General features: G+C 63.7%; 17 protein-coding genes. 1 reads left to right on the top strand and 16 read right to left on the bottom strand.

Features of this window, described 5'->3' with window-relative positions; all coding sequences use genetic code 11:
- From ACE04A_RS04905 to ACE04A_RS04870, 8 genes are all read right to left on the bottom strand, one after another.
- A partial coding sequence (locus tag ACE04A_RS04905) for a TetR/AcrR family transcriptional regulator (protein WP_485819899.1) occupies nucleotides 1-542 on the bottom strand: 542 nt, incomplete at its 3' end.
- Between the two features lie 6 nt (nucleotides 543-548).
- A complete protein-coding gene (locus tag ACE04A_RS04900) occupies nucleotides 549-1,703 on the bottom strand; it encodes a thiolase family protein (RefSeq protein ID WP_485819898.1) in 1,155 nt (384 codons plus the stop codon).
- A complete protein-coding gene (locus tag ACE04A_RS04895) occupies nucleotides 1,700-3,541 on the bottom strand; it encodes an AMP-dependent synthetase/ligase (protein ID WP_448716033.1) in 1,842 nt (613 codons plus the stop codon). Before ACE04A_RS04895 ends, ACE04A_RS04900 begins: the two co-directional genes overlap by 4 nt.
- Nucleotides 3,542-3,552: 11 nt before the next feature.
- Nucleotides 3,553-4,347 carry an ABC transporter ATP-binding protein gene (locus ACE04A_RS04890; RefSeq protein ID WP_485819901.1) on the bottom strand — a complete coding sequence of 265 codons (795 nt, stop codon included), beginning with the start codon at nucleotides 4,345-4,347 and terminating at the stop codon, nucleotides 3,553-3,555.
- Between the two features lie 76 nt (nucleotides 4,348-4,423).
- On the bottom strand, nucleotides 4,424-5,605 hold the full coding sequence (locus ACE04A_RS04885) for an ABC transporter substrate-binding protein (protein WP_050445304.1): 1,182 nt from the start codon (nucleotides 5,603-5,605) through the stop codon (nucleotides 4,424-4,426).
- A 60-nt stretch (nucleotides 5,606-5,665) separates the two neighbouring features.
- The gene (locus ACE04A_RS04880; RefSeq protein WP_448716032.1) at nucleotides 5,666-6,703 is read right to left on the bottom strand and encodes a branched-chain amino acid ABC transporter permease; all 1,038 of its coding nucleotides are present in this window, start codon (nucleotides 6,701-6,703) and stop codon (nucleotides 5,666-5,668) included.
- 3 nt (nucleotides 6,704-6,706) lie between these two features.
- A complete protein-coding gene (locus ACE04A_RS04875) occupies nucleotides 6,707-7,585 on the bottom strand; it encodes a branched-chain amino acid ABC transporter permease (RefSeq protein WP_485819897.1) in 879 nt (292 codons plus the stop codon).
- Entirely contained in the window at nucleotides 7,585-8,409 is an 825-nt protein-coding gene (locus ACE04A_RS04870) for an ABC transporter ATP-binding protein (RefSeq protein WP_167401038.1), read from the bottom strand. The genes ACE04A_RS04875 and ACE04A_RS04870 overlap by 1 nt, the downstream gene beginning before the upstream one ends.
- 266 nt (nucleotides 8,410-8,675) lie before the next feature.
- On the opposite strand from ACE04A_RS04870, the gene ACE04A_RS04865 reads away from it, so the two are divergent.
- Entirely contained in the window at nucleotides 8,676-9,476 is an 801-nt protein-coding gene (locus ACE04A_RS04865) for an enoyl-CoA hydratase/isomerase family protein (RefSeq protein ID WP_448716031.1), read from the top strand.
- Between the two features lie 45 nt (nucleotides 9,477-9,521).
- Here the strand turns inward: ACE04A_RS04865 and ACE04A_RS04860 are convergent, their stop codons facing one another.
- The 8 genes from ACE04A_RS04860 to ACE04A_RS04825 all read right to left on the bottom strand — a co-directional run bounded on the left by ACE04A_RS04860 (nucleotide 9,522) and on the right by ACE04A_RS04825 (nucleotide 15,513).
- A complete protein-coding gene (locus ACE04A_RS04860; protein WP_279993891.1) occupies nucleotides 9,522-10,412 on the bottom strand; it encodes a methylglyoxal synthase in 891 nt (296 codons plus the stop codon).
- Nucleotides 10,413-10,540: 128 nt separating this feature from the next.
- Nucleotides 10,541-10,735: a Fe-S cluster assembly protein IscX gene (gene iscX, locus ACE04A_RS04855; RefSeq protein WP_448716030.1), complete on the bottom strand. Its 195-nt coding sequence runs from the start codon at nucleotides 10,733-10,735 to the stop codon at nucleotides 10,541-10,543.
- The gene (gene fdx / locus ACE04A_RS04850) at nucleotides 10,735-11,076 is read right to left on the bottom strand and encodes an ISC system 2Fe-2S type ferredoxin (protein WP_006225293.1); all 342 of its coding nucleotides are present in this window, start codon (nucleotides 11,074-11,076) and stop codon (nucleotides 10,735-10,737) included. The genes iscX and fdx overlap by 1 nt, the downstream gene beginning before the upstream one ends.
- A gap of 9 nt (nucleotides 11,077-11,085) precedes the next feature.
- Nucleotides 11,086-12,948 carry a Fe-S protein assembly chaperone HscA gene (gene hscA, locus ACE04A_RS04845; protein ID WP_279993888.1) on the bottom strand — a complete coding sequence of 621 codons (1,863 nt, stop codon included), beginning with the start codon at nucleotides 12,946-12,948 and terminating at the stop codon, nucleotides 11,086-11,088.
- 73 nt (nucleotides 12,949-13,021) lie between these two features.
- A complete protein-coding gene (gene hscB, locus ACE04A_RS04840) occupies nucleotides 13,022-13,534 on the bottom strand; it encodes a Fe-S protein assembly co-chaperone HscB (RefSeq protein ID WP_448716029.1) in 513 nt (170 codons plus the stop codon).
- Between the two features lie 3 nt (nucleotides 13,535-13,537).
- Entirely contained in the window at nucleotides 13,538-13,861 is a 324-nt protein-coding gene (gene iscA / locus ACE04A_RS04835) for an iron-sulfur cluster assembly protein IscA (RefSeq protein ID WP_050445294.1), read from the bottom strand.
- 2 nt (nucleotides 13,862-13,863) lie between these two features.
- Nucleotides 13,864-14,268, bottom strand: a complete 405-nt coding sequence (iscU, locus tag ACE04A_RS04830) for a Fe-S cluster assembly scaffold IscU (protein ID WP_006220174.1) — start codon at nucleotides 14,266-14,268, stop codon at nucleotides 13,864-13,866.
- Nucleotides 14,269-14,301: 33 nt separating this feature from the next.
- On the bottom strand, nucleotides 14,302-15,513 hold the full coding sequence (locus ACE04A_RS04825; protein WP_050445293.1) for an IscS subfamily cysteine desulfurase: 1,212 nt from the start codon (nucleotides 15,511-15,513) through the stop codon (nucleotides 14,302-14,304).
- Between the last annotated feature and the right edge of the window lie 6 nt (nucleotides 15,514-15,519).

Raw genomic sequence — 15,519 nt, 5'->3', positions numbered from 1 at the left:
CCCGGCTTGTACCACTGCACCGTCAGGTTCATCGCCCCCAGCACGCAACGCTTGATGACGCGGGCATCGCCCTTGATCATGCCCGCATCCACCGCGCCGGCCACCACGGACTGCCACATCGCCTCGTAGCGATCGCTTAACGCCTTGACCGCCGACTGACTGGGCGCGGACAGGCTGCGCCATTCGTACACCAGCGCGTTCATGGCGTCGCCCCCCGCCCCTTGCAGCATGCTCCACATGTGTACGCGAAACAGCGCCGCTAGGCGGTCGGCCGGCGCGTCGTAATGCGCCAGCGCCCGCTCGCCGCCGTCGATCACTTCCTGGATGCCGTTGTTCATGACCGCCACCAAAATTTCTTCTTTGCTGCGGAAATGGTGAAACAGGCTGCCGGACTGCAAGCCCACGGCGCGGGCCAGTTCGCGCACGGTGGTGCGCTCGTAGCCATGCTTGCAGAACAACCTGCCGGCCGTCAGCACCAGCTCGCGGCGGCGCTCGGACTCCGTGCCTTCATCGCGCGGCGCGGCGGCCACGGTCTTGTTCATAACGCTTCACAGTCTCTGGATGATGGTCGCCGTGGCCATGCCATGGCCGATGCACATCAGTTGCATGCCAATCTCGCCCTCGGTCGCTTCAAGCCCGGCCAGCATCTTGGCCATCAAGCCCGCGCCGGTCGCGCCCAAGGGATGGCCGTGCGCAATCGCGCCGCCCCACGGATTCACGCGCGACGGCTTGGCGTCCAGTTCACGCTGCCAGGCCAGCACCACGCTGGCGAAGGCCTCGTTGATTTCGATCCAATCGATGTCCTCCAAGGCCAGGCCGGCACGCGCCAAGGCCATGCGCGCGGCCGGAATCACGCCCGTCAACTGCATCACGGGGTCCGACCCGACCGCCACCCGCGCCAGGAACCGGGCGCGCGGCCGCAGCCCGTCTGACAGCGCCGTGTCGTGGTCGGCCAGCAATACCGCCGCCGCGCCGTCCGCCAATTGACTGGCATTGGCGGCAGTGACACCACCCTGCCCCGCCGGCCGCATCGCCGGCGCCATGGCGGCCATGCGCGCCGGGTCGGTGGTTTCGCGGATGCCTTCATCGCGATGCACGGCTGCCTGCGGACCGGGCAGCAATTCGGCGTGCAGCCCGGCGCGCGCGGCGGTCCAGGCGCGTGCATGGCTTTCGCGCGCCCACTCATCCATCTCGGCCTGCGACAAGCGCCAGTGGTCCGCAATACGCTCCGCGCTTTCAATCTGGTGGATCAGGGCATGGCGTTCCAGCAGCGCCGGGTTCAGCGATTCAAAACCCTTGAATTCGCTTTGCCCCAAGGTCACGTCCAGGAACATCGGCACGCGGCTCATGCTTTCGACGCCCCCGGCCACCACATAGCGCATGTCGCCCGCCGCGATCGCCTGCGCGCCAAAGTGCACCGCCTGCTGGCTGGATCCGCACATGCGGTTCAGCGTCACGCCTGGCACGCTTTCCGGCAGGCCGGACAACATCGCCGCCAGGCGCCCCACGTTCGCGCCCTGCTCGCCGGCCTGGCTGACGCAGCCCGCGATCAAGTCCTCGACCTTCTCGCCCGGCAAGCCGGCGCGCGCCAGCAGGCCGTCTACCGTCTGCGCCAGTAGCGTATCGGGCCGCGTGTCGGCCCACCATCCGCCGCGCCGACCGAATGGCGTGCGCACCGCTTCCACGATCACGGCTTCGTTCATGCCATCGTCTCCTCAACGTAGAGCATTTCAATTTCCTTGGCGTAGGTGCGATAGATGCTGGCGCGGCGCACCTTCATCGTGGCCGTCACCTCGCCATCGTCATGATCCAGTTCCTTGGTCAGCAGGTGAAAGCGCTTGATCTGCGACACGGGCGCAAGCCCGGCGTTGGCGCGCGACACTTCCTGCTGCACCAGTTCGCGCACTTCCGCCGTTTCGGCCAGCGACCGGAAATGCGTGAACGCAATGCGGCGCGACTCGGCCCACTTGCCCACCGTGTCGAACTCAAGCTGGATCAGCGCCGACACGAACTTGCGGCCATCGGCAATCACGATGCACTCCTTCACATATGGGCTGCCCTTGACGGCGTTTTCAATTTCAGATGGCGTCAGATTCTTGCCGCCCGCCGTGATCATGATGTCTTTCAGGCGGTCCACGATGCGCACGCGCCCGTCTTGTTCCGCCACCACGTCGCCCGTGTACAGCCAGCCGTCGCGCACGGTATCGGCCGTGGCATCCGCGTTCTTGTAATAGCCCTGGAACACCATGTCGCCGCGCACCAGCAGTTCGCCGGCGTCACCCATCTTCCATTCCACGCCCAGAATCGGTTCGCCCACCGTGCCTACTTTCACGCGGTCGGGATGCTGGCCGAAGATCATGCCGGCCGACTCCGTCAGGCCATACACTTCCAGCAGCGGCACGCCCAGGGTGCGGAAATAGCGCACCACGTCGGGCGGGATGGGCGCGGCGCCAGTCATCGCCACGCGCACGCGCCGCAAGCCGATGAAGTTCTGCAAGGCGCGCAGCACCAGCCAGTACCACAGCGTATGGGTCCATCGTTCGCCCATGCTGTACTGCGCGGGCGACTTCTCCAGGAAGGGCGCGCAGCGCGCCAATGCCTGCCGGTACAGCCACTGCTGCAAGCGCCCCGCTTCCTGCATCTTGATCGAAATCGATGCGTGCAGCTTTTCCCAGATGCGCGGTACGCCCAGGAAGATCGTCGGCGCGACTTCACGCAGGTCTTCCTGCACCGTGCGGATGGATTCGCCAAAGTTCACCTGCGACCCCAGATACAGCGGCACGAAGGTGGACAGCATTTGCTCGGCCACGTGGCACAGCGGCAGGTACGACAGATGCACGCTATGCGCATCCATCGACAGCCGGTCGGCGATACCCGGTGCGACACCGCGCATATTGCGGTAGCTGAGCATCGCGCCCTTGGGCTTGCCGGTGGAGCCGGACGTATAGATCATCAGCCCGGTTTCATCCAGGCGCTGCGCATCCAGCGCGGCGTTCAAGGCGGTAAGTTCGGCGGCCTCGCGGCGCGCGCCCTCGGCTTCGATCTCGGCAAAGCTCACGATCCGTTCGCGCTCGGCCGGCGCGTAGGAACGCAAGCCCTTGGTTTCGATCATCACAATGCGGCGCAGCAGCGGCAAACGGTGCGCCACCTGCAGCACCTTGTCGGTCTGTTCCTGGTCTTCGCACACCACCAGCTCAACGTCGGCGTGCTCCAGCACATAGCCCATTTCCTCGGCCGGGCTGGTTGGATACACACCCACGGCCACGCCGCCCACCGTGCCCGCCCCCAACTGGGTCAGCAACCACTCCACGCGGTTCTCGGACACGATGGCAACCCGGCCGCCCACGCTCAAGCCCAGGGCGCGCAGGCCCAGCCCTACGTGGCATGCCCGCTGCCAGTAGCCTGCCCAGGTCAGCGGCTTCCAGATGCCAAAGTCCTTTTGCCGGATGGCAATGGCGCTCGGCTGCCGACGCGCCTGCTCGCGCAGCATCTGCGGCAAGGTCAGTTCGGGCCAAACGGCGGGGTCAATCAACGCAACCATGGCCTTGTCCTTCATGACAGCCAGCGCTTGCGGCGCTTGTAGTGCTTGATGTCGCGAAAGCCGCGCGCGTCACCCGTGCCGCCCACGCCCAGATAGAACTCGCGCACGTCCGGGTCGGCGGCCAGCTTGTCAGCCGAGCCGTCGATGACCACCTTGCCGGTCTCCATGATGTAGCCGTAGTGCGCCACGGCCAGCGCCACCGACGCATTCTGCTCAACCAGCAGCATCGACACGCCGTGCTCGGCGTTGATGCGCGCAATGATGGAAAAGATGCTCTCGACCAGCATTGGCGACAAGCCCAGCGACGGTTCGTCCAGCAGCATCAATTTGGGTTGAGCGATCAGCGCGCGGCCGATGGCCAGCATCTGCTGCTCGCCTCCGGACAGGTAGCCCGCCAGCCCGCGCCGCCGGTCGAACAGGCGCGGGAAATAGCCGTAGACCAGATCGAAGTCCACGCGCGCGTCAGGCCGCCCCGTCAGCGCATAGGTTGCCGCCACCAGGTTTTCCTCCACGGTCAGGTCTTCGAACACGCGACGGCCCTCCATGACGTGCGCCAGGCCCGCGCGCACCAGGTTCTGCGGCTTGGTGCCCGCCGTATCACCGCCGTTGAAGGCAATGTGCCCGCGCACCAGTTCCCCGTCCTCCAGATCCAGCAAGCCGGACACGGCCTTCAGCGTGGTGGATTTGCCGGCGCCGTTGCTGCCCAGAAGCGCCACGATGCTGCCGGCCGGCACCGACAGGGACAAGCCGCGCAGCACCTGCACCGCCTTGTTGTAGACGACCTCGATATTGTTGATGTCCAACACCGCCGTGGGCGCGGCGGCGGTGGTCGATGCCGATGTCTGTGCCAACTGCGCGTGTTGTCCCAGGTTCACAGCCGCCTCACTTCAGCACGATCCAGTCGGACGCCGGCACCATCTGCTTTTGCTTCACATCGGCGCGATAGATGCGGCCCACCGGAATGGAGTTGCCCTTGATCGTGACCGGCACGCCAATCAAGCCACCTGTGTCGAAGTCCTTGATGCCATCCAGCGCGGCCTTCATGTTGGCGCTGGTCAGCTCCTTGCCGGCATCCAGCGTGCGCTTGGCCACTTCCGAAAACAGCATCGCCGCCAAGAAGCCCTGCATGTAGCCGGTGCTCTGGTATTGCGGACGCATTTCGCGAATTTTCTTCAACATCGGTGCATCGCCCTCGGTGTCGTAGTAGTAGCGATAAGGCATCACGCCCATGAAGCCCTCGGCGTCTTCACCCATCTGCATCACGGTGGAGTTGTCCATGGTCCAGAACGTGCCCATGTAACGGGTCTTCAAGCCCATGCGCTTGCCCTGTCCGACGAATTCTGGAATGGGCGCCAGCACATAGCCGTGGAAGATGGTGAAGTCCGGGTCGGCCCGGCGCAGCTTGATCACTTCGGTCGACACGTCCACGCTGCCCGGTGGCGTCATGATTTCGGTGGCGACTTTCAGCCCCAGCTTTTCCGCCACGGCGCGAGAGCTGGCAATGGGGTCGCGGCCGAACTCGGTGTCGGAATACACAAAGGCCACTTTCGCGCCCGGCTGCTCCTTGGCGATGTAGCGCAGCAAGATGCCGAACATCTCGGTGTAGTCCGGCCCCAGCATGAACTGCGCCGGATACTTGGCGGGGTCGTTCAGTTCAGTCGCGAACGACGCGCCGGTCATCAGGATGTCGCCGGTGCGGTTCAATTCTGCGTTGATGGTCTTCGAAAACCCGGTTGAATCGCCGTAGTAGAAGTTCACCTTGTTTTGGCTGGTGATTTTCTTGAAGGCCGCCACCGACGCATCCACCTTGTAGGCCGTGTCTTCCGGCACGTAGCGCAGCTTGCGGCCCTTGATGCCGCCTTGTTCGTTGATGATCTTTACATAGTCGGAAATGCCGGCGTGGATGCCCTGCCCGGCAAACGCGAACACGCCGCTCAAGGGAATGGACCCGCCCAGCACCAGGTCGTCCGCCGCCTGTGCTGCCGGCGCCGCCGCCAATGCCGCCGCCAGGCCCAACGGGGCCAACAACTTCGATAAACCGCTGCCTATCCGGATGCGCTTCATGATGTGTCTCCTTGGGTCTTGTAGGTGTTGCAATGCGTTTTGCAATCGGCCAGTCAGCGTTCAGGTCCGGAATGGCCACAGGTGGAAGAAGCGGCGCACGCGCCGCCAGATTTCCGCGAGCCCATGCGGCTCGAAGATCAAAAAGCCCACGATCAGCAGGCCGAAAACAATGGTGCGCACGGGCGACACCAGGCGCAGCGCGTCGCCGCCCACGGGCAGCCAGCCCACAATCAGCTTGAGCAGTTCGGGCACCATGGTCATGAACACCGCGCCCAGAATGGCCCCCAGGATCGACCCCATGCCGCCCACGATGATGGCGGCCAGGAAGAAGATGGACATGATCAGCGGAAAGCTTTCGGGCGTGACCACGCGAAAGAAGTACGCCCACAACCCGCCCGCCACGCCCGCATAAAACGACGACAGGCCGAACGACAGCAGCTTGTAGCGCAGCAAGTGGATGCCCAGCACTTCAGCCGAGATGTCGCGATCGCGGATGGCGATGAACGCGCGCCCGATGCGGGTGCGAAACAGGTTCGCCGCGCCCAACACCATCAGCACCGTTACCGGCACGATCAGCCAATAGAACTTGAATGACGTATCCAGGTCCACGCCCAGCACGCGCGCGGGCGGCACCTGCAGGCCGCTGGTTCCGCCCGTGAATTCCCAGTTCGCAAAAATGAAGTGCGCGATGAACGAAGCGGCAATGGTCGAAATCGCCAGGTACAAACCCTTGACGCGCAGCGACGGAATGCCCACCAGCAAGCCGCCCAGCATCGCCACCACGCCGCCGCCCAACAGGTTGACCAGCACCGGCGTGCCCAGCCGCAGTTCCATCACTGCCACCGTGTATGCGCCCAACCCCATGAACGCGGCCTGCCCCAGGCTGACCAGCCCGGTGTAGCCCGTCAGGATGTTCAAGCCCGTGGCGCTAGCGATGTTGATGGCGACCAGGCACGCCAGGTACAGCCAATAGGCGTCCGCCACAAAGGGAAACAGCACGAGCGACGCCGCCAGCAAGGCCAGCCACACATGCTGGGTGCGCGTGTCGAACAGGGCTTCGTCGGCCAGATAAGTCTGCTTCGCGGTTGCGATGCGCATGGGTCAAAGCCTCTCGATTTCACGGGTGCCGAACAGGCCATAGGGCCTGACCATCAACACCACGACCAGCACGATGAAAGTGGCCAGCAGCTTGAATTCGCCGCCCAGGTAAGCGCCCGCCCAAGCCTCCAGCAAACCGATGAACACGCCACCCACCAGCGCGCCCGCCACACTGTCCAGCCCGCCTACGATCACCACCACCAGCACCGACAGGCCAAACACGCCCATCGACGAGGAGATGCCGCCGATGGCGCCCACGATCACGCCGGATACGGCGGCCAATGCGCCGGCAGCGACCCACGCCAGCGAGAACACGCGCGGCACGTTGATGCCCATGGCATAGGCCGCGCCCTGGTCGGATGCCGTCGCCCGCAGCGCCACGCCGCCGCGCCAGTAGCGAAACACCACCAACACCAGCAGCGCCAGCACCACCGCCACCCAGAATCCGTAGAACACCTTGGGCGCCACGAAGGCTTCGCCGATCATCACGGGCGAGCGCGGCATGAATTCCGGCAGGCGGCGCTGGTCAGCCGTCCAGATCAGTTCCACCGCCCCCACCAGAATCGCCGCCAGCCCCACCGTCACCATGAAGACCGAGATCGGGGCCTCGCCCAGCATCGGCCGTATGGTCAAGCGCTCGACCAAGGCGCCCAACGCGCCCGACACCACCACCGCGCCCACGATGGCCAGCCAGATCGGCCACGCCATGCTTGTTGCGAAGGCATAGAACACGTACGCGCCCAACATCAGGAATTCGCCGATGGCGATGTTCACGACGCGCGTCGCCTTGTAGACGATGACGAAGGCCAATGCCGCCAGCGCATACAGGCCGCCGCTGCCCAGGCCCGCCAGGCTGACTTCCAGGAAAAACAGCGCATCCATCACGCCGCCTCCCGCAGGCGGCGGCGCAGGTCGCCCACATCGCCCGCGCCCAGATAGGCTTTGATGACTTCCGGGTTCGCTTGAACCTGGGCAGGCGTGCCGTCCGCGATCACCTGCCCGAAGTTCAGCACCACGACGTGATCGGAAAGGTCCATCACCATGCCCATGTCGTGCTCCACCATCAGCACCGTCACGCCCCATTCAGATCGCGCATCCAGGATGAAGCGCGCCATGTCGTCCGTTTCTTCGCGGTTCATGCCGGCCACGGGTTCGTCCAGCATCAGCACCTTGGGCTGCATCGCCAGCGCGCGCGCCAGTTCCACGCGCTTGCGCAAGCCATACGACAAGGCCGCCACCGGAGCGTGACGGATATGGTCGATTTCAAGAAAGTCGATGATGCGTTCTTCGATGTCGGCCCGCAGCGCCATCTCTTCGCGGCGCGCCCGGCCCAGGTAGAACAAGGCATCCAGCACATTGGTGCGCAGGTGCGCGTGCCGCCCCAGCTTGATGTTGTCCAGCACCGTCATGCCGCGAAACAGCGCGATGTTCTGGAAGCTGCGCGCCAGGCCCAGCCGGGCACGCTCGGGCGCCGCCACGCGGGTGATGTCCCGGCCTTCAAATCGGATGTGGCCCGTGGCCGGTTTGTAGAAGCCCGAAATGGTGTTGAACAGCGAAGTCTTGCCCGCGCCGTTCGGGCCGATGACTGTGGTGATGGTGCCGGGCGCCACGCTAAGCCCCACGCCGGTCAGCGCCTTGACGCCGCCAAACGCCAAGGTAACCCCATCCACCTCCAGCAAAGGAGCGTGCTTGGACTGATCCACCATTTGTCTCCTCGCTGATTGATCGCGAAGTTTTTTTGCCGCCTTGGGCGGACATTTTTTAAACGATGAATCGGCAACCCGCGAGGCAGGAGATGCAACGAACCTGTCTTTACCTACGCCAATCCAGCGCTGAAAAATCGTTCTATGCGGTAGCACTATGCGTTACGCTAGGTCTGCTTAAAACAAAACCAAGCAAGCGCTCGGTTCAGACCATAGCATCGCGGTTTTTGGATCGACAGTTGGTACTTACCCGATAACGGAGACAAGCCATGACCCAGGAACTTCCCGCGTTTCAAACGCTGCTGCTAGCGGTCGATGGCACCCTTGCCACCGTCACGCTGAACCGCGCTGATACGCTCAACGCCATCGACGTCGCCATGGCGCGCGACCTGCAACGCGCCGCGCAGTGGATCGAAACGCAGCCTGCCATCCGCGTCGTGCGCCTATGCGCGGCGGGCAAGGCATTCTGCGCGGGCGGCGACATCAGTATGTTTACGGGCGAACCCGCGCAGGTTCGCGCTACCTTGCAGGATCTGTTCACGCCGCTTAACGATTTCGTCGCGCGTATCGCACGCATGAACAAGCTTTGGCTGGCGCAGGTGCATGGCGTGGCGGCGGGCGCGGGCCTGTCGCTGGTGCTGGCATGCGACCTGGCAATTGCCGAGGACGACACCCGCTTCATGACCGCATATCTGAAGCTGGGCGCCACGCCCGACGCCGGCATGACGCACGGCCTGGCCCGCGTGCTGGGCCCCAAGCGCGCCTTGGACCTGCTGCTGCGTCACGACCCCTTCACCGCGCGCGACGCGCTGGCCTGGGGCATCATCACCCGCAGCGCGCCCCCTAGCGAATTCGCCAAAGCCGCAGAACGCTACGCCGAGGATTTGGCGCGCCACGCGCCCCACGGCATCGCGGGCGCGAAAGACCTGCTGCGCTCAGCCGAGCATGCCTCGCTGGAAACGCAGTTGGCCAATGAAACGGCGCGCTTTCTGGACTCGGCCGCGCGCGCGGACTTTGCCGAAGGGGTGCGCGCATTCCGTGAAAAACGCGCGCCGGCGTTCAAGGGGTAAATCGGATAAACCCCATTCAGATAAGCCCCGTTCAGATAAGCCCGTTCAGATAAGCCCCGTTCGCTTTTCCACGGCCTGCGCCCAGCGCCGCGCCACGGTGGGCGATGTCGCGCAGGTTGCCGATTCCGTCACCACGCGCACGGCGCGCTCCAGCAATTGGATGTCGGCCTCGTGTTGGCGCGCCACATGCGGGTCTTCGAAGAAGATAACGCGCTGGCATTGATGCTCAAGCACCAGCTCGGCGATTTGGGCGTCACCGCCCAGCGGTCCGCTCAGGTAGCGATGCACCCAGGGCTTGTCTTTCGGCCACCCGCGCGACCAAGCCAGGTCATTCAGCCGTCCGCCCGTCGTGCCCGTCGCCACGCGGCGCGCAAACTGCGACAGCACATCGAAATGTTCGCTTGCGAACGCCACCATCTCGTCCTTGAGCGCATCGTGGGCAATCATGGCCAAGGTCTGGCCAGAAAAATTGAACAAGCGCGACACGGACGCATCCGGCGCCAGTCCCGCGTGCAGGCGTTCGACTTCCATCCATTCGATCGCGCCCGCCAAGGTCGAAATGAACGGTCGACCGTGGGTGATGCACTGCCGCTTCAACGCCAGCGCCTCCGGAAAAATCGACGACGGATCCACGGGGTCGATCAGATAGATTGCCCCGTCAAAGGGCGCCTGCCCATCACGTCCTTCGGTCACGCGGGCCACCAGCTTCATCAGCCCGCCTTCGCGTCCATAGGGATAGCGAACCAGGCCGCTATAGCCTTGCAGCATGCCTTCGCGCACGATGGCGTCATGCGTGCGGCCGACGGTGTGCAGTTGCACGCCAAGCTCGCGTATGGTGGACGAACACGCGCGTAGCCAGGTGAACAAGGCGGCGTCGGGGGTTTCGTGGTGCAGACGGTTGGCGGCCAGGCCAAAGCGCAGTTGGGCAGCGGGCATCAGTAGACTCGAACAAGTAGGGGTCACAACGTGCGGATCCTTGATGATACCGTGGCCGCCCTTGCCGCGGCATGACGGCCGCGCAAACAAAAACGCTCCCTGTCGGGAGCGTTGTTCGCGTGGGCGGGTCAGTCCGCTTCGTCTATCCAGGCCATCTGGATGGCCTCAAGGATTTTCTCGCCACAGTGGGCGGGGTCGTGGTTGAATTCAGGCAATGCCATGACCCATTCGCGCAACTGCGTAAAACGCAGCGTCTTGGGGTCGACGTCGGGGTGCGCGTCGACCAGGGCGGCGGCTATGTCGTAGGTATCGGTCCACTTCATCAATGGCCCTCTTTGGCATGGTTGATGGTGTACTTCGGAATTTCTACCGTCAGGTCCGTGTCGGTCACCAACGCCTGGCAGGACAAGCGTGACGTGGGCGTCAGGCCCCAGGCCTTGTCCAGCAGGTCTTCTTCGTCATCCGTTGCGTCTTCCAGCGCGGAATAGCCTTGCTTGATGACCACGTGACAGGTCGTGCACGCACACGACAATTCGCAGGCGTGCTCGATGTCGATGTGGTTGTCCAGCAATACACGACAGATCGACACGCCCTTGGGCGCGTCTTCAATCACGGCGCCTTCCGGGCAGTAGTCGGGATGAGGCAATACAGTCAGTTTCGGCATAACGTCTTTTCAGGCAATCTCATCAAGTTTGCGGCCGGCCAACGCAGCGCGAATGCTGCGATCCATGCGGCGCGCGGCAAAGTCGTCGGTGGCAGCCGACAAGGCTTGCACCGCGGCCTTCACGGTTTCCACATCGTCGGCAGTCTGTGCACCGATGGCAGCCTGCAAGCATTCGTCGACGCGCTTGCGCTCGTCAGCATCCAGCAAGTCACCGTCCACAGCCAGCGCGGCCTGCACCGATTCCACCAGCTGACGCGCGTCCACTTGCTGCTCGCGCAACATGCGCGCGCGGGCATCCGTATCCGCCTGCGCAACGCTGTCGGCCAGCATCTGCGCAATTTCGTCGTCGCCCAGCCCGTAGGACGGCTTGACCGAAACGGCGGCCTCGACACCCGTGCTTTGCTCGCGGGCAGTCACGCTCAGCAAGCCGTCAGCGTCCACCTGGAACGTCACGCGGATACGCGCTGCGCCAGCCACCATGGGGGGAATACCACGCAGTTCAAAGCGCGCCAACGAACGGGAATCCGCAACCAGGTCACGTTCGCCCTGCACCACATGAATGCTCATGGCCGTCTGGCCATCCTTGAACGTGGTGAACTCTTGCGCTCGCGCCACGGGGATGGTGCTGTTGCGAGGAATCACGCGTTCAACCAGCCCGCCCATGGTTTCCAGGCCCAAGGACAGCGGAATCACGTCCAGCAGCAGCCAGTCTTCGCCCGGCGCGCGGTTACCCGCCAACAAATTCGCCTGCAACGCGGCGCCCAGCGCCACCACTTGATCCGGGTCCAGATCGGTCAACGGCTCGGTACCAAACACCTGGCCCACCGCCGCACGCACCACGGGCATGCGCGTTGCGCCGCCCACCATCACCACGCCGCGCACGTCGGCAGGCTTCAGCGACGCATCGCGCAAGGCGCGGCGCGCGCAATCCAGGGTGCGTTCAATCAGCGGCTGCGCCAACGCTTCGAACTCAGCGCGCGTCAGCACCAGGTCAACGTCGCGCCCGTCCGACAGCGGCAGCTTCAGGGTGGCGCTGTCGGCAGTCGACAGGGCTTCACGCGCGGCGCGCGCGGCCATCAACAGGCCACGACGGTCAGCGGGTGAAAACTCACCGGCGGCCAGCTTGGCCACCGCATGGTCGGCGATCAAGGCATCGAAGTCATCCCCGCCCAGCGCCGTATCGCCGCCAGTCGAAATCACTTCGAAAACGCCTTGCGTCAGACGCAAAATGGAAATGTCGAACGTGCCGCCGCCCAGGTCGTATACGGCATATACCCCTTCCGAGGCATGATCCAGGCCATAGGCAATCGCCGCGGCGGTCGGCTCATTCAGCAGGCGCAGCACGTTCAGGCCAGCCAGGCGAGCAGCATCGCGCGTCGCCTGGCGTTGTGCGTCGTCAAAATAAGCGGGCACGGTAATCACAGCGCCCACCAGATCATCGCCCAGTACGTCTTCGGCGCGCTGGCGCAACACCGCCAGAATCTGCGCCGACACCTCAACCGGGCTCAAGTCGCCCTGCACCGTGCGGATGCGCACCATGCCGGGCGCGTCCACAAATTCGTAGGGTGCTCGCGTGGCGCGTGCCTCGTCCAACGAGCGGCCCATGAATCGCTTCACGGACACCACGGTGTTCAAGGGGTCTTCAGCCTGCTGCGCCAGCGGCTCGCGGCCGGTCGTGACTTTGCCGCCAGGAAAATAACGCACCGCCGACGGCAGCAAGGCATGGCCTTGCGCATCTGGCAGCACTTCAGCCACGCTGCTGCGCACAGCCGCAACGAGGGAATTGGTAGTGCCCAGATCAATGCCCACCGCCAGCTTGCGCTGGTGCGGCGCGGGCGACTCACCGGGCTCGGATATCTGCAATAAGGCCATGATTGTGTTCTTCTGGTCAGTGAGCGGCGGTGTGCTGGCGCCCGCTACGGCGGGCGCCCCAACACAGGGTTCGCTATCCGGCGGGCTGGGCGTCTGCCAGCTCTTGCGCCAGCTTTTCCACGAACATCCATTCCCGCACTTTCAGGCCTGCGGCCGCGTAATCGCGCTCGTCGTCGAGCAGGCGTTTCAGCGTGGCGCGCATCGAAACTCGCGCCTCTTCCAGCTCTGCGCGCAACGCCACCAAGGCATCAGTATCGTCGCGCGCGTCATCCAGCATCTCGCGCCACGTCATCTGCTGCATCAGGAAAGCCGTGTCCATGGACGTATTGCTCTCGGTCTGCAAATCCACGCCTGCCTGTTCGCACAGATAGCGCGCCCGCAGCAAGGGATCTCGCAACACGCGGTAAGCCTCGTTGGCGCGCGCCGCCCACTGCATGGCGACGCGACGTTCCGCGGCGCTGGCTGTGGCGTAGCGATCAGGATGCACCTGTGCGGCAACAGCGCGCCACGAGGTTTCCAAGGCATGCGCGTCCAGGTCAAAACGGGCGGGCAAGCCGAACAGCGTGAAATGGTCGTCTACAGCCAAGACTTACACCGTGAACGACTCGCCGCAGCCGCAGGTCGCCTTCTCGTTGGGGTTACGGAACTTGAAACCTTCGTTCAGGCCTTCGCGGGCGTAATCCAGCTCGGTGCCATCCAGGTAAGCCAGGCTTTTCGGGTCAATGAAGACCTTTACGCCAAAGCTCTCGAACACGACGTCTTCCGGCGCCGAGTCGTCCACGTATTCCAACTTGTAGGCCATGCCGGAGCAGCCCGTCGTCCTAACGCCGAGCCGCAAGCCAATCCCCTTTCCGCGCTTTTGCAAGTAGCGGCCGATGTGGTTGGCTGCCTGTTGGGTCAGGGTGACGGACATGATCAGCCTGCCACCGCTTCAGCCGGCGCCGAGTGCTTTTCTTTGTAGTTCTGCACCGCGGCCTTGATCGCGTCTTCGGCCAGGATGGAACAGTGCACCTTCACCGGCGGCAAGGCCAGCTCTTCGGCAATCTGCGTGTTGCGGATGTTCATGGCCTGGTCCAACGTCTTGCCCTTGACCCACTCGGTCACGAGCGAGCTGGACGCGATGGCCGAGCCGCAGCCGTAGGTCTTGAAGCGCGCGTCTTCGATCACGCCGGCTTCATTCACCTTAATCTGCAGCTTCATGACGTCGCCACAGGCGGGCGCGCCGACCATGCCGGTGCCCACCGACTCGTCCGACTTGTCGAACGAACCGACGTTGCGCGGGTTTTCGTAGTGATCCAGAACTTTGGTGCTGTAAGACATGTTATTTCTCCACGAATTTCTTGGCGCGGGCGCTTAGTGCGCAGCCCACTGCACGGTGTTCAAGTCAATGCCTTCCTTGGCCATTTCCCACAGCGGCGACATATCGCGCAGCTTGCCAACGCGGCTCTTGAGCAATTCAATCGCGTAGTCCACTTCCTTTTCGGTCGTGAAGCGGCCCAGCGTGAAACGGATGGAACTGTGCGCCAACTCGTCATTACGACCCAGGGCGCGCAGCACGTACGACGGCTCCAGGCTGGCCGACGTGCAAGCCGAACCGCTGGACACGGCCAGTTCCTTGATCGCCATGATCAGGGACTCGCCTTCAACGTAGTTGAAGCTGACGTTCAGGTTGTGCGGTACCCGCTGGTCCATGTCGCCGTTCAAATAGACCTCTTCGATCTGCGACAGGCCGTTCCAGAGACGGTCACGCAGCATGCGGACTCGCTCGTTCTCGGTACCCATTTCTTCGCGAGCCAGGCGGAACGCCTCGCCCATGCCCACGATCTGGTGCGTGGCCAGCGTGCCCGAGCGGAAACCACGTTCGTGACCACCACCGTGCATTTGCGCTTCGATGCGGATACGCGGTTTGCGACGCACGTACAACGCGCCGATACCCTTGGGACCGTAGGTCTTGTGCGCCGAAAACGACATCAAGTCGACTTTCAGCTTTTGCAGATCGATTTCCACCTTGCCGGTCGCCTGAGCAGCGTCCACATGGAAAATGATGCCCTTCTCGCGGCAGATCTCGCCCAGCGTTTCGATATCCTGGACGACGCCGATCTCGTTGTTCACCATCATGACCGATACCAGCACGGTGTCGGGGCGCAGTGCCGCCTTGAAAGTGTCCAGATCAATCAGGCCGTCGTCCTTTACGTTCAAGTAAGTAACTTCGAAACCTTGGCGCTCCAATTCACGACAGGTATCCAGCACGGCTTTGTGCTCGGTCTTGACGGTGATGATGTGCTTGCCGCGTTCCGCGTAGAAATTCGCGGCGCCTTTGATGGCCAGGTTGTCGGATTCCGTTGCGCCGGACGTCCAGACGATCTCGCGCGGGTCGGCGTTGACCAGCTTGGCAACTTCTTCACGGGCGCGCTCAACGGCTTCTTCGGAATCCCAGCCATAAGCGTGGCTGCGCGATGCCGGGTTGCCGAAGTTCTCGTAAAGCCAAGGCACCATCTTGTCCACGACGCGCGGATCGACGGGTGTCGTGGCCGAATAATCAAAATAAATCGGGCGGGTGGTCATATCTAC

The sequence above is a fragment of the Achromobacter colocynthidis genome, assembly GCF_057334535.1.
This window is presented reverse-complemented; position numbering and strand designations above follow the sequence as displayed.